This is a genomic window from Nocardia uniformis NBRC 13702, from assembly GCF_001613345.1.
Lineage (GTDB): Bacteria > Actinomycetota > Actinomycetes > Mycobacteriales > Mycobacteriaceae > Nocardia > Nocardia uniformis.
Genome location: NZ_BDCE01000067.1, coordinates 17,330 through 29,705, shown reverse-complemented (window position 1 = coordinate 29,705; position 12,376 = coordinate 17,330). Strand labels below are relative to the sequence as shown.

General features: G+C 66.6%; 15 protein-coding genes. 4 read left to right on the top strand and 11 right to left on the bottom strand.

What is annotated here, in order from left to right:
• The first annotated feature begins 22 nt into the window (after positions 1-22).
• The 3 genes from rnc (at position 23) to NU1_RS24930 (ending at position 2,389) form a co-directional block, all read left to right on the top strand.
• Positions 23-805, top strand: coding sequence for a ribonuclease III (gene rnc / locus NU1_RS24940; protein WP_371859836.1), 783 nt, complete (start codon positions 23-25; stop codon positions 803-805).
• Positions 805-1,662: a bifunctional DNA-formamidopyrimidine glycosylase/DNA-(apurinic or apyrimidinic site) lyase gene (gene mutM / locus NU1_RS24935; RefSeq protein WP_067524808.1), complete on the top strand. Its 858-nt coding sequence runs from the start codon at positions 805-807 to the stop codon at positions 1,660-1,662. The genes rnc and mutM overlap by 1 nt, the downstream gene beginning before the upstream one ends.
• 145 nt (positions 1,663-1,807) lie before the next feature.
• Positions 1,808-2,389 (top strand): dihydrofolate reductase family protein, encoded by a 582-nt coding sequence (locus NU1_RS24930; RefSeq protein ID WP_067524807.1) that lies wholly within the window; start codon positions 1,808-1,810, stop codon positions 2,387-2,389.
• A gap of 54 nt (positions 2,390-2,443) precedes the next feature.
• On the opposite strand, the gene NU1_RS24925 is transcribed toward NU1_RS24930, so the two are convergent.
• The 8 genes from NU1_RS24925 to NU1_RS24890 all read right to left on the bottom strand — a co-directional run bounded on the left by NU1_RS24925 (position 2,444) and on the right by NU1_RS24890 (position 7,416).
• The gene (locus NU1_RS24925; protein WP_067524802.1) at positions 2,444-2,896 is read right to left on the bottom strand and encodes a DUF350 domain-containing protein; all 453 of its coding nucleotides are present in this window, start codon (positions 2,894-2,896) and stop codon (positions 2,444-2,446) included.
• Between the two features lie 26 nt (positions 2,897-2,922).
• Positions 2,923-4,089 carry a glutathionylspermidine synthase family protein gene (locus NU1_RS24920; RefSeq protein ID WP_067524798.1) on the bottom strand — a complete coding sequence of 389 codons (1,167 nt, stop codon included), beginning with the start codon at positions 4,087-4,089 and terminating at the stop codon, positions 2,923-2,925.
• On the bottom strand, positions 4,089-4,781 hold the full coding sequence (locus NU1_RS24915; RefSeq protein ID WP_245720295.1) for a hypothetical protein: 693 nt from the start codon (positions 4,779-4,781) through the stop codon (positions 4,089-4,091). The genes NU1_RS24920 and NU1_RS24915 overlap by 1 nt, the downstream gene beginning before the upstream one ends.
• Positions 4,781-5,062: an acylphosphatase gene (locus NU1_RS24910; RefSeq protein ID WP_067524796.1), complete on the bottom strand. Its 282-nt coding sequence runs from the start codon at positions 5,060-5,062 to the stop codon at positions 4,781-4,783. Before NU1_RS24910 ends, NU1_RS24915 begins: the two co-directional genes overlap by 1 nt.
• Positions 5,059-5,523 carry an OsmC family protein gene (locus tag NU1_RS24905; protein WP_067524794.1) on the bottom strand — a complete coding sequence of 155 codons (465 nt, stop codon included), beginning with the start codon at positions 5,521-5,523 and terminating at the stop codon, positions 5,059-5,061. The genes NU1_RS24910 and NU1_RS24905 overlap by 4 nt, the downstream gene beginning before the upstream one ends.
• Positions 5,524-5,616: 93 nt before the next feature.
• The gene (locus tag NU1_RS24900; RefSeq protein ID WP_067524792.1) at positions 5,617-6,063 is read right to left on the bottom strand and encodes a hypothetical protein; all 447 of its coding nucleotides are present in this window, start codon (positions 6,061-6,063) and stop codon (positions 5,617-5,619) included.
• A 98-nt stretch (positions 6,064-6,161) separates the two neighbouring features.
• A complete protein-coding gene (locus NU1_RS24895) occupies positions 6,162-6,608 on the bottom strand; it encodes a MarR family winged helix-turn-helix transcriptional regulator (RefSeq protein ID WP_067525049.1) in 447 nt (148 codons plus the stop codon).
• 145 nt (positions 6,609-6,753) lie between these two features.
• The gene (locus NU1_RS24890) at positions 6,754-7,416 is read right to left on the bottom strand and encodes an HAD family hydrolase (RefSeq protein WP_067525047.1); all 663 of its coding nucleotides are present in this window, start codon (positions 7,414-7,416) and stop codon (positions 6,754-6,756) included.
• Positions 7,417-7,565: 149 nt separating this feature from the next.
• On the opposite strand from NU1_RS24890, the gene NU1_RS24885 reads away from it, so the two are divergent.
• On the top strand, positions 7,566-8,759 hold the full coding sequence (locus NU1_RS24885; protein ID WP_067525045.1) for a cytochrome P450: 1,194 nt from the start codon (positions 7,566-7,568) through the stop codon (positions 8,757-8,759).
• A 3-nt stretch (positions 8,760-8,762) separates the two neighbouring features.
• Here the strand turns inward: NU1_RS24885 and NU1_RS24880 are convergent, their stop codons facing one another.
• From NU1_RS24880 to NU1_RS41740, 3 genes are read right to left on the bottom strand one after another with little or no spacing between them, the layout of a single operon-like run.
• Complete coding sequence (locus NU1_RS24880; RefSeq protein ID WP_067524788.1) at positions 8,763-9,464, bottom strand: response regulator; 702 nt, start codon at positions 9,462-9,464, stop codon at positions 8,763-8,765.
• Positions 9,461-12,004, bottom strand: a complete 2,544-nt coding sequence (locus NU1_RS24875) for a DUF4118 domain-containing protein (RefSeq protein ID WP_067525043.1) — start codon at positions 12,002-12,004, stop codon at positions 9,461-9,463. Before NU1_RS24875 ends, NU1_RS24880 begins: the two co-directional genes overlap by 4 nt.
• Positions 12,001-12,156: a hypothetical protein gene (locus NU1_RS41740; RefSeq protein WP_157552996.1), complete on the bottom strand. Its 156-nt coding sequence runs from the start codon at positions 12,154-12,156 to the stop codon at positions 12,001-12,003. Before NU1_RS41740 ends, NU1_RS24875 begins: the two co-directional genes overlap by 4 nt.
• Positions 12,157-12,376 lie beyond the last annotated feature (220 nt).

Here is a 12,376-nt window from a genome sequence, read left to right as displayed (position 1 = left end):
GCAAAGCCCCGGTAGCGCAATCGTGACCGCCAGCAAGGACGCGGCCGACATCTCAGCCGCCGCCGTAGGCGACTCGGCCGACCACAACAGCCTGCTCGAGGCGCTCGGTGTCGATGTGCAACCGGACCTGCTGCGCCTCGCCCTCACCCACCGCTCGTACGCGTACGAGAACGGCGGACTGCCGACCAACGAACGCCTGGAGTTTCTGGGCGACTCGGTGCTCGGTCTGAGCATTACCGAACGCCTCTATTTGGAGCACCCGGAGAAGTCCGAGGGCGAGCTGGCGAAGCTGCGGGCGAGCGTGGTCAATATGCACGCGCTCGCCGAGGTGGCGCGCGGTCTGGGCGAGGGCGGGCTCGGTCGATACCTGCTGCTCGGTAAGGGCGAAGAGCTCACCGGCGGCCGGAACAAACCGAGCATTCTCGCCGATGGCATGGAATCGCTGCTGGGTGCGGTGCACCTGCAGCACGGCATCGATGTCGCCCGCACCGTAGTGCTGCGCCTGTTCGCGGATCTGCTCGAGCGCGGCCCCCGCATGGGTGCCGGCCTGGACTGGAAGACCAGTCTGCAAGAGCTGACCGCGGAACGCGGTATCGGCGTTCCCAGTTACGAGATCACCTCGACCGGACCCGACCACGACAAGGAGTTCACCGCCACCGCGGTGATCGGTGGTCAGTCCTACGGTCAGGGGATCGGCCGCTCCAAGAAGGAAGCGGAGCAGAAGGCGGCGGGTGCCGCCTATCAGTCTCTGCATGTCGAGAGCGGCTCGGGCGCCGAAGATCCCGCGAAGAACTCGCACGCCTGATGCCCGAACTACCCGAGGTCGAAGTCGTACGACGCGGGCTCGCCCAGCATGTGGCGGGCCGCGTCGTCGAATCCGTCACCGTCAAACATCCGCGCTCGGTGCGACGGCACGTGCCCGGTGGCGATGATCTCGCCGCTCGCCTGTGTGGTCTCCGGGTCGAGGCGGCCGAACGTCGGGGCAAATTCCTGTGGCTCACCTTCGATGAGCCCGATACCGCACTCGTCGTCCATCTCGGGATGAGCGGGCAGATGCTGGTGCAGCCCGGCGGTACGCCGCTGGAGAAGCACGCGCATATCGTCGCCACCCTCGATTCGGGCAGTGAACTGCGATTCATCGATCAGCGCACCTTCGGGGGCTGGATGCTAGCACCGCTGGTCGAGGTGGGCGGCACACTGCTGCCCGATGCGGTGGCGCATATCGCGCGCGATCCCCTCGACCCGCTTTTCGATCCCGATGCCGTGGTGAAGGCCCTGCGTGCCAAGCACTCGGAGATCAAGCGGGTGCTGCTGGATCAGACGGTGGTGTCCGGTATCGGCAATATCTATGCCGACGAGGCGCTGTGGCGGGCCGGAATCCACGGGGAGCGGGTGGCCGCCAAACTGTCCAGGGCCGCGCTGCACGAACTGCTCAACGAGGCCCAGGCCGTCATGGGGGAGGCGCTGCGCGCCGGTGGCACCTCGTTCGACGCGCTGTATGTGAATGTCAACGGCCAGTCCGGCTACTTCGAACGCGCCCTCAACGCCTACGGCCGCGAGGGTGAGCCGTGCCCGCGCTGCGGGGCGCCGATGGTGCGCGAGAAGTTCATGAACCGGTCGTCGTTCTCCTGCCCGCGCTGCCAGCCGCGCCCGCGCGGCTGAACTCGCATATCTGCGCCGCCGCGTCGCTCTCCCGGTCCCGCCGAGTGGGATTCTCAGGATCTAGCCAGGACGACGCCCTCGCCGCGATCCCGGTGAGGCGCTAACGTTTTTCCTATGGGCCGCAAGCTGCGGCCATGGAGGACGAATGCGCAAACTGACCTACTACGTCGCATCAACCATCGACGGATTCATAGCCACCGAGCGCGGTTCGGTGGACTTCTTTCCGGTCGGAGGTGACCACGGCCCGGCCATCGCCGCGCACTATCCGGAGACGCTGCCGACCAAGGTGCGTGAGGCGCTGGGTATGGATAAACCCGGTACCTCCTTCGACACCGTCGTAATGGGCCGCAAGACACATGATTTCGGCGTCCGGACCGGGACCTCGAGTCCATACGCGCATCTGCGGCAGTTCGTGGTGTCGACCACCGTGGCGGAACGCCCGGATCCGGATGTGGAGGTGATCGCCGCCGATCCCATCGCCCGGGTACGGGAACTCAAGCGGGAGAAGGGACTCGGCATCTGGCTGTGTGGCGGCGGGGAGCTCGCCCAGGCGCTGATGCCGGAGATCGATCAGATCTTCCTGAGGATGTATCCGATCGTCCTGGGGAAGGGGCGGCCGCTGTTCGGTGCGGGGGCGACCCTGCCGGAGGCGACCCGGTTCCGGGTGCTGTCCAGTCGCATCTTCGAAGACGGGGTGGCGTTCATCAAGTACAGCCGGATTCGCTAGCGCGCCAATGCACAACGCGCCCGCCCGAAACCGGGCGGGCGCGTCGGTCTTCGCTCAGAGAATGGCGACGGCGACCACGAGGCCGAGGGATACGTGCGCGGCGGCCACCATGGCGGCGGCGGAGGTGTAGTTCGGGTCCCTCAGCAGCGCGCCGATATCGATGCCGATCACCCACTCCACAATGCGTACCGAAATCACCTGGGCCACAATGCCGACCAGGCCGAAGGTCAAGGCGGCGATCAGGCCCTCGGAGAGTTTGCCCGACTGCGAGTAGATGGCCAGCACCACGATGAAGGCCATACTGACCATGCCGCTGGCGCTCACCAGCACCGCGTTCGGGCGGCCTTCGGCGACCATCTGCCGCAGGCTGCCGGGGGTGGTGATGTCGACGGCGTAGAAGCCGAGCAGCATCAGCGCCAGGCCGAGGACGGCGTAGCACAGGATCGCCCCGACGCCACGGCCGAGCGAACTCCAGTACCCCGCTTCGAGCGCGAGAGTAGTGGTCATCGTTTGTCCTCCAGGTAGGTGGGAAGTCAGGGTTGCGGAATGCGGTGTGGGACGAAGGCCGCCCCATCATCGGTGATCAGGCCGGCGGTTTCGCGGATTCCGAGGCCGGCGGAGGTGTCGCCCACGATCCAGGCGCCCAGTACCGGCCGCATACCGTCGAATTCCGGTAGCGGATCCAGCAATTGGTAGACGAAGCCTTCCTCGCCGTACACACCGCCGGTCGCGGTTTCCATCCCCGCGCCGACAATGGTCATATTCGCGCCCTCGCGGCCGAGCTTGGGTTTGCGAATGTACTCGGTGAGCTCATGTGGATCGTCGAGGTAGGTGGGCAGCAGATTGGGGTGGCCGGGGTACATCTCCCAGAGCACCGCCAGCAGCGCCTTATTGGACAGCAGCGTCTTCCACAGCGGCTCCATCCACATGGTCTGCGGCAGCGAATTCACCACGCGTTTACCGAAATCGTCGTCGAGCACCCATTCCCACGGGTACAGCTTGAAGATGGATTCGATGGGAGCTTCCGCCAGATCGACGAACCGTTCCAGTTCGAGATCCCAGCCGATTTCTTCGAGTGGCAGTGCGGTGGTGTCGAATCCGGCCTCGGCGGCGGTCTCCTGCATATAGGCGGTGGTGACATTGTCCTCGCCGCTGGCATCGGCGCCGGACCAGGCGAAGTGCAGTTCGCCGGTGGGCAGTACATCGCGCAGTTCACCCCAGCGCGCTACTAGGTTCTCGTGCAGTGAATTCCACTGGTCGTCGTCCGGGTGGGTATCGGTGAGCCAGTGCCACTGCACAATTGCCGCCTCGACCAGGGAGGTCGGTGTATCGGCGTTGTACTCCAACAGCTTTGCCGGGCCGCGACCGTCGTAGCGCAGGTCGAAGCGGCCGTAGATATGCGGGTCGGAACGCTTCCAGGAATTGGCGATGGGTTCCCAACTCCATTGCGGCAGACCGAAATCGGCGAAACGATTGGTGAGTACGATCTGCTCGACGGCATGCAGGCACATGGTGTGCAGGACCTCGACCTGAGCCTCCAGGGCCAGGATCTCGTCCATATCGAATTCGTAGTGCACCGATTCGTCCCAGTAGGGCCGCGGTTCACCGTTGGCATCGCGACCGGGTGTCCCGTATACCAGGCCCTGACTCTCGATGGTCTGCTTCCAGCTGGCGCGTGGGTTACCGCGCATGCGCCGCATTACGACCCGCCGCCGATCTTGGTGCCCAGCCCGCCGCGCTGGATCGTTGTTCCGCTCTTGGTTTTGATCGACGCGCCCTTGGGTTTCACCGTGGTGCCGCCGACGGGGGGCTTGCCGACGGTGTTGTTACCGCCGCCGTAGTAGTAGCGGTACTGGCTGCCCGCCAGGATGAAGATGCCACCGCTGCCACTGCCGCCGGACCGGGAGGCGGTCTCGCAGTAGTTGTCCGGGACGACGATCTCCTGATTGTCCTGCGTGGCAACGATTGTCTCGCCATTGCCGATGGGGACCCGCTCACCCTTCTTGGCGATAATTGTGCAGTAGGCGGTCACCTCGGGCGCGGTAATGGCGCTGTAGGCCAGGTATCCGCCGCCGACCAGACCGGCCACGCCGACTACGGCGGCTCCGCCGATGAGCAGCTTCTTCCGCTGCTTCTTCTTGGCCGCCTCGGCGTCGGCTGCCGCCCGCGCCTGCTCCTCGGCGCGTTTGCGCGCCTTCTCGCGCGCCCGCGCCTCGGCGACGGTCGGCGGGCGCGGCGCGGTGACGCCGGGTTCCTGCCGCTGCATACTGCCGCGCTGCCGGGCGTCGGATTCGCTTGGGGGAATGAGAGGTTCGAAGCCCGGCGTGGTAGGCGGCGTGTTTTCCGCGACAGGGCGATCCGGACGCTCGTCCTCTGGGAACTCCCCGGCCACTAACGCTCCTCGAATCCGCTCATATCGCCCTGTACGGCGCCCCAGTCTTCCACAACGAGGTCCACGCGCCCAGGGGTATCGCCGGAGCGTAATAGCTCGAGCAGCGCCTCGCAGTGTTGGCGCGGGCCCTCGGCGACCACGTGTACGCGGCCGTCGCGGTGATTGCGGGCGTAGCCGACGAGACCGAGTTCCAGGGCGCGGGACCGGGTCCACCAGCGGAATCCCACGCCCTGCACATACCCGTGCACCCAGGCGCTCAGTCGGACCGGTTCGTCCGTCACTCGTCGATCTTGAAAGTCAGATTGACCACGGTGCCCGCCTTGAGCGTGCGGCCCACGGTGCAGACCCGGTCGATGGACCGCTGCGCGGCGACCAGCAATCGCTGCCGCGTCTCCTCGTCGAGTTCGCTGAGATCGAGTTCGAACGACTCGTTGAGTTCGGGGTAGACCTCGTTCTCGCGGTCCGCGTCACCGGAGACGCGCACGGTGGCGTCGAAGTCGTCGCCGAGGCGGCGGGAGAGGGTGAAATCGGCACTGAGGCCGGTGCAGCCGGCCAGCGCGATCTTCAACAGCTCGCCGGGTGTGAAGGCCCCGGGTACGCCCTGCGAGGCGATCAGTACCTCACCACCGCGGTTATTGCGTCCGGTGTAGGCCCGGGTCCCGGTGCGTTCGGCCCAGAGCTCTACCGGTTCGGCGGCCTGGGTCGGCGCGGCGGTCTGCGGTGCGGTGGTCTGTTCGGACATAGCACGATCCTCCCATTTGCTCCGGATGGGCGATGCGAGGCCTATCCGGACAATGCGAAACACCGGGAGTGCCGGGCGAATTCCGGGGCGTACTCAGGCCCCGGGGCGCACGATCATGAGGACGACCACCACGGTCCACAGCAGGTTGTAGATGCCCGCGAACATGCCGAGGGTGCGCAGGCGACGGCCGTCGTCGGGTGCGGCGAGGGCTTCGCGTTGCATGGGGTGGATGACCACGGCGAGAATGCCGCCCGCGATGAAGGTCAGCGCCATGGCGATGGTGATCCAGATCTCGCTCATTCGGCCCTGATAGATCGCCAGGGCGATCCCGACGACCGGCACGATGATCGCGAGCAGTGCGTAATTGCCGGTAATGCGGTGGAAGGCCCGGGCCACGGCCGGATTGCGTTCCGGCGCGGGCGTCTCACCCGCGGCGACGGCAATGGGGGCGTAGCGGGGGAACAGGCTCGCGGCGACGGCCGAGCCGCCGACGAAGATGATTCCGGCCAGCACATGGACCGAGAGCAGCACCTGCTTCATGAACTTCCTCCAACCTTCAGGATGACTGAAGCGTAGCACCGAGCTTCAGGCATGTTGAAGGTTGTGTACGAGCTCACGCCCGCCGTGAAGGTCGCGACTCAGGAACCGAACCGGCCGACGAATGCGGCCAGGGCTGCCTCGCCGACCAGGCGTTGCGCGAGGTCTGCCTCCGGCCCGAACAGTCGGTCGTCGACCTCGGCGATGACGTCCTCGGCGGCCCGGAGCAGGCGAGCGCCCTTGGCGGTGAGCTCGATGGTCGAGGCGGATCCGGCACGCGCCGTGCGGTCACGGACCAGCCCCGCCGCCACCAGCGTCTTCATCGCCGAGTGCACGCTCTGCACACTGATGGCGCCCATGCGGGCCAGATCGCTGAACGACGCCCCCGGCACGCTCGCGATATGCCCGAGTAGCGCCAGCCGGGAAACCGTGAGATTCAGGGGTGCGAGTGCCGCACCGAGTTCGACTTCGACTCGGTGGGCGAGCGTCAGCACAATGATCGAGGTGCTGGCGGTCGGCGGTCCGGGGCGGCCGTTCTCGGTGGTCACCGAACCAGTTTCCCGCACGGCGGGTGCGCAGCGGGTCAGCGACCGCATTCCGATGCCATGAGGGATCGTCGGACGGCGGCGCGGCAACAGGCATGGCACCGGGTATCGCGCCGCGGGAGTCGATTGCCGCCGGACTCGGGCTGGGCTAATCCTCGAGCGAGGCGATGAGCTCGCCGGTGACGTTCTTCAACCCGTCCGCCACGTGGGCGGCCAGGCCGAGAGCATCCGGTGCGGGCGGGTAGCGGTGGTGCGGAACGGCGATCACGGTCATACCCGCGGCGTGTGCCGAGCGCAGGCCATTGCTGGAATCCTCGATGGCCGCGCAGCGCTCGGGTGCGATCCCGAGGCGCCCGGCGGCTTCGAGATAGCCGTCGGGCGAGGGCTTTCCGCGCGGGACCTCCTCGGTGGAGACGGTGGCGCGGAAGAGTTCGGTGACGCCCATGTGGTCGAGCACCACATCGATGAGCTTGCGCGGTGAGGAGCTGGCCAGGCCGAGCGTGAAGCGTTCGCTCAATCGCCGCACGGTGTCGACGGCATCCGGCAGCAGCGGCAGGTGGTCGGCGTAGCGGGCGCTCATAGCGTCGATGACCTCCTCGGCCACCTGAGCCGGGGTGCGCGTGCCGTCCAACAGGTCGGTGCTCAGGTAGTCGGCCCATTCGGCGGTGCTCATACCCATGAGCCGGTCCTGGGTATCGGGCAGCCACCGCCCGCCCAGCTCGTCGATATAGCCGCGGCGCACCTCCTCCCAGATGGGTTCGGTATCGATCAGTACGCCGTCCATATCGAACACAATGGCCTCGAGTGACATGGGCTCCATCGTCCGGGATGGATGTTCGGGCGGCGGATCTGGGGTGTCCGCTGACCGGGATCGTCATTGCGAAAGCCCGCGTACGGCGGGCCGGTGCGGCTTACCGTCGAAGCGAAACCAGTAGGCCGCAAGTGAATACGAGGTGGGCCGTGAGCACGGTCATCGACATCTATGATCCGGACCTCTACGTCGACGGGCCGATCCACGAGATCTTCGCCGAGTTGCGGCGCACGCGGCCGGTGTACTGGCAGCCGATGCCCGGTGAGCCCGGCTACTGGGCCATTCTCACGCATGCCGATGTCGCGCACGTGGCCCGCGATCCGCTGCTGTTCTCGGCGGAACGCGAGGGCGTGATCCTGGAGAATCAACCGCCCGAACGCCTCGAAATGACCCGCAATATGTTGCTCATGATGGATCCGCCGCGGCATACCGAATATCGCAAGCCCCTCGCGGAACACTTCAAGGCCAAGGTGATGGGTGAGCTGGAAGACCGGATCCGGGAGCTCACCGTGCAGCTGTTGGACAGCGTGGACGGCGAGGTGGAATTCGTGCACGACGTCGCGGGCGTGCTGCCGAGCCAGGTGGTGGGTGGGCTGTTCGGGATTCCGGCCGCCGACTGGCCGAGTATCCGGCATTGGGCCGAACAGTCCACCAGCCAACAGGATCCGGAGCTGGTCGGTGATTTCGATGCCACCGCCGAGGTCACCAAGATGGCCGTCTACGCCATTCAGTTCGCCATGGCGCGCCGTACCGAAGCGCCGCGCGCCGACCTCACCTCGCTGATTCTGGCGGGGCAGTACGGCGGACAAGCCATGACCGACCTCGAATTCGGCAGCTTCTTCACCCAGCTCGTCACCGCGGGCAATGACACCACCAAAACCATGCTGTCGTCGGGATTGCACCTGCTGCTGCAACATCCGCAACAGCTGCGGGCCCTGCGCGACAACCCTGCTCTGATCGCCGGTGCGGTGGAGGAGATCCTGCGCTACGCCAACCCGCTGCACTACTTCCGCCGCACCGCCACCGCCGATACCGAAATCCGGGGCGTACCCATCAAGGCCGGGGACAAGGTCGCCATGTGGTACACCTCCGCCAATCGCGACGAGCAGGTCTTCGACGACCCGCAGCGCTTCGATATCCGGCGAAACCCGAACCCGCACCTGTCTTTCGGACTCGCACAGCACTACTGCCTCGGTGTGCACCTGGCCCGGTTGGAGGGCCGCGTCTTCTTCGAGGAGCTGTTCGCGCGATTCCCGACGATCGAGCAGATCGGCGACGCCCGCCGCATCAGATCCAATCTGAACAACGGTCTGAAGGCGCTGCCGATCCGCCTGTCGCGGTAGGGGTTACGCCTGGAACCGGTATCCCATACCGGCCTCGGTCAGCAGATGTTTCGGCTGTGAGGGATCGTCCTCCAACTTGCGGCGCAGCTGCGCGAGATACACCCGCAGGTAATGGGTTTCGGTCGCGTAGGCCGGACCCCACACCTCCCGCAACAACTCCCGGCGGCCGACCAGCTTCCCCTTGTTGCGGACCAGCATTTCCAGCATGCCCCACTCGGTGGGGGTGAGATGAACATCCTTGCCGTGGCGGGTGACCTTCTTCATCGCGAGATCGACGGTGAAGGACGGGGTCTCGACCACCGGCTCGGCGGCATCGCCGCCGGCGGCACCGCGACGAACCGCGGCGCGCAACCGCGCCAGCAGTTCGTCCATGCCGAACGGCTTGGTCACGTAGTCGTCCGCGCCCGCGTCGAGCGCCTCCACCTTGTCCGAGGAGTCGGTGCGCGCCGACAGCACGATCACCGGTGCGGTCGACCATCCACGCAGCCCCTCGAGCACCTCGATCCCGTCCATATCCGGCAGGCCCAGATCCAGCACCACCACGTCCGGATGTTTCTCGGCGGCGGCCCGGAGCGCCGCCGCGCCGTTCGCGGCCGTGATCACCTCGTAGCCGCGTACCGACAGATTGATGCGCAAGGCGCGCAGAATCTGTGGTTCATCGTCGACCACAAGGACTTTGGTCGGCGCCGCGGCCGATGTCGTCACCTGTTCTCCTGTTCTGAGTTCTTGTTTTCGGTGCAGCCCTCGGGGGAGTCTTCGGAGCCAGTGCCCCCGGCGGGTAGGTCGATCACCATTGTCAATCCTCCACCGGGTGTCGGTTCGGCGTGCACGGTGCCGCCCATGGCGTCCACGAAGCCGCGCACCACCGATAGGCCGAGCCCCACCCCGACGGAGTTGTCCCGGTCGCCCAGCCGCTGGAACGGCTCGAACAGTTGATCTTCCATGCCGGTCGGCACCCCCGGCCCGGCATCGACGACGGTGATCGCCACGCGATCGCCGGTTCGTTCCGCCGTCACCCGGATCGGGGCGTCGGCCGGGGCGTAGCGCACCGCATTGTCGATCAGGTTGGCCAGCACTCGTTCCAGCAGTCCGCCGTCGGCGCACACCGACACACTGCCGACCTCCACCTTCACCCGGTTCATGGCGGCTCGCCGGAGACCGCGCGTGCCCATACTGACCAGCGCCCGGTGCACGACCTCTTCCAGGTACACCCGCCGTACCTGCGGTTGTACCACGCCCACCATGAGCCGTGACGAGTCGAGCAGGTTGCCTACCAGTGCGGTGAGCTGGTCCACCGATTCCTCGATGGTCTCCAGTAATTCGGCGGTGTCCTCGGGCGAGAATTCCACGTCGTCACTGCGCAGGCTCGACACCGCGGCCTTGGCCCCGGCCAGTGGGGTGCGCAGGTCATGGCTCACCGCCGACAGCAGCGCCCGCCTCAGTTTGTCGGCCTCCAGCACTGCCTGCGCCGCACTGGCTTCCTCCCGCAGCTGTCGTTGATTGACCAGTCCCGCGGCCTGATTCGCGACCGCGCCCAGCACGAGGCGGTCGTTGGGCGCGAGTCGACCGCCGCTGAGCAGTAGCCAGTGTGAATCGTCGCCCGCCTCCAGGGCGCTGTCGGCGTCGTCGGCTCGCTGTGGCGGATCTTCCCCGACCGATGCCACGACGCCCTCGTCGGTGACGAAGCTGACCGCGCGTTGCCGGTAGGTCTCCCGCGCGCGTTCGAGGAGGGCATGCAGATCCGCGCCGTGCAGCACAGCGCCCGCGAACAGCGTCAGCAGTTCGGCTTGCCGAGAAGCCTTGCGCGCCTCCCGGGTTCGTTTTGCCGCCACGTCCACCAGCGCCGCCACCGCCACCGCGACCACCAGCAGCACCACGATGGTGAGGGCATTGTTCAGTTCGTCGATGGTGAAGCTGTAGCGCGGGTCGGTGAAGAACCAGTTCAGCAGCAGCCCCGACAGCAGCGCCGACAGCAGCGCCGGGGCGATGCCGCCCAGGAGAGATACCGCGATGACGCCGATGAAGAACAGCGCGCTCTCGCCGCCGATCTCGAGGAACCGGTCCAGCCACAGTGCGCTCACCGCGCAGATGAGCCACGGCACCAGCACTGCCGCCGCCCATGAGGTGAGCCTGCGTTCGCGCCGCGTCAGCGCCCAGCGCAGCCCCCGCTTGGACTCCGCGTGGGTCACCATGTGCACGTCGATCTTGCCCGACTGCTGCACCACGCTCGCGCCGATACCCTCGTCGAGCATGCGTGCCCACCGCGATCGCCGCGAGGTACCCAGCACCAGCTGGGTGGCGTTCACCTGCCGGGCGAAATCCAGTAGGGCCGTGGGCACGTCGTCCCCGGTGACGGTGTGCAGACTGGCGCCGAGACTGGTGGCCAGATCCCGCAGCCGTCCCTGCCGCTGGGGCGAGACCCCGGCCAGGCCGTCACCGCGCACCACGTGCACCACGATCAGGGCCGCACTGGATTTGGTGGCGATACGGCTGGCGCGGCGCACGATGGTTTCCGACTCCGGCCCACCGGTCACGGCGACCACGACGCGCTCTCGCGCCTCCCAGGTAGCGGTGATCTGGTGGTCGGCACGGTATTTCGACAGCGCGGCATCGACCTGATCGGCCAGCCACAGTAGCGCCAACTCGCGCAGCGCTGTCAGATTGCCGGGCCGGAAGTAGTTGCGCAGCGCGGCGTCCACTTTGTTCGCGGCATAGACGTTTCCGTGGGAAAGCCTGCGCCGCAACGCCTCCGGCGTAATATCCACCAGCTCGACCTGATCGGCCCCGCGAACCACCCAGTCCGGCACGGTTTCCCGTTGCACGACCCCGGTGATCTGCTCGACCACGTCATTGAGGCTCTCCAGATGCTGCACATTGACCGTCGAGATCACGTCGATCCCGGCGTTCAGCAGCTCGTGCACGTCCTGCCAGCGCTTCTCGTGTTTACCGCCCGGCACATTGGTGTGCGCGAGCTCGTCCACGAGCACCACGGCGGGCTGTCTCCGCAGTACCGCGTCCACGTCGAGCTCCGGCAGCGTGGTGCCGCGGTATTCGATCAGCTTGGGCGGGATGCGCTCGATACCGGCCAGCATATGTGCGGTCTTCTCACGTCCGTGGGTCTCGACCACGGCCGCGACGAGGTCCCGGCCGCGTTCGAGACGGCGATGTGCCTCCGACAGCATCGAGAAGGTTTTGCCTACCCCCGGAGCCGCACCCAGATAAATACGTAGTTGCCCGCGTTTCACGGCCTGATCATCGCGCGCGGGGAGCGGTTCGCAGTACGCGGCACCCGCACTCGCACCCGCTTCGGCGCGGATGCTCCAGCGAGTATCCGCAGGCACAGCGCACCGGCCAGGAAGCCGAAGATCACCAGCAGGGTGCACGCTATGTCCGGCACTGACATCTCCTTTTCGATATGCGCCCGAGGCGCTCGGATCGAGGTTCCACACTGTCTACCGCCGTGGTGGCCGATCGGTCGAGCATTAGCGACTTCTTTACAGGATCGCCGGGTGCATTGACGGCATTCGGCGGTACGCCGCGAGTTTGCTGTAAGCGACTCGTCAAAGCGGGGCCCGGACACGCTAAGAAGCCGTAAACGATCTCGAAACCGAGCCAAC

Bases quoted from the DNA above. Each gene is read 5' to 3' on its own strand.
- mutM (WP_067524808.1), top strand. From the start codon at position 805: ATGCCCGAACTACCCGAGGTCGAAGTCGTACGACGCGGGCTCGCCCAG.
- NU1_RS24930 (WP_067524807.1), top strand. From the start codon at position 1,808: ATGCGCAAACTGACCTACTACGTCGCATCAACCATCGACGGATTCATA.
- NU1_RS24925 (WP_067524802.1), bottom strand. From the start codon at position 2,896: ATGACCACTACTCTCGCGCTCGAAGCGGGGTACTGGAGTTCGCTCGGC.
- NU1_RS24920 (WP_067524798.1), bottom strand. From the start codon at position 4,089: ATGCGGCGCATGCGCGGTAACCCACGCGCCAGCTGGAAGCAGACCATC.
- NU1_RS24905 (WP_067524794.1), bottom strand. From the start codon at position 5,523: ATGTCCGAACAGACCACCGCACCGCAGACCGCCGCGCCGACCCAGGCC.
- NU1_RS24900 (WP_067524792.1), bottom strand. From the start codon at position 6,063: ATGAAGCAGGTGCTGCTCTCGGTCCATGTGCTGGCCGGAATCATCTTC.
- NU1_RS24890 (WP_067525047.1), bottom strand. From the start codon at position 7,416: ATGTCACTCGAGGCCATTGTGTTCGATATGGACGGCGTACTGATCGAT.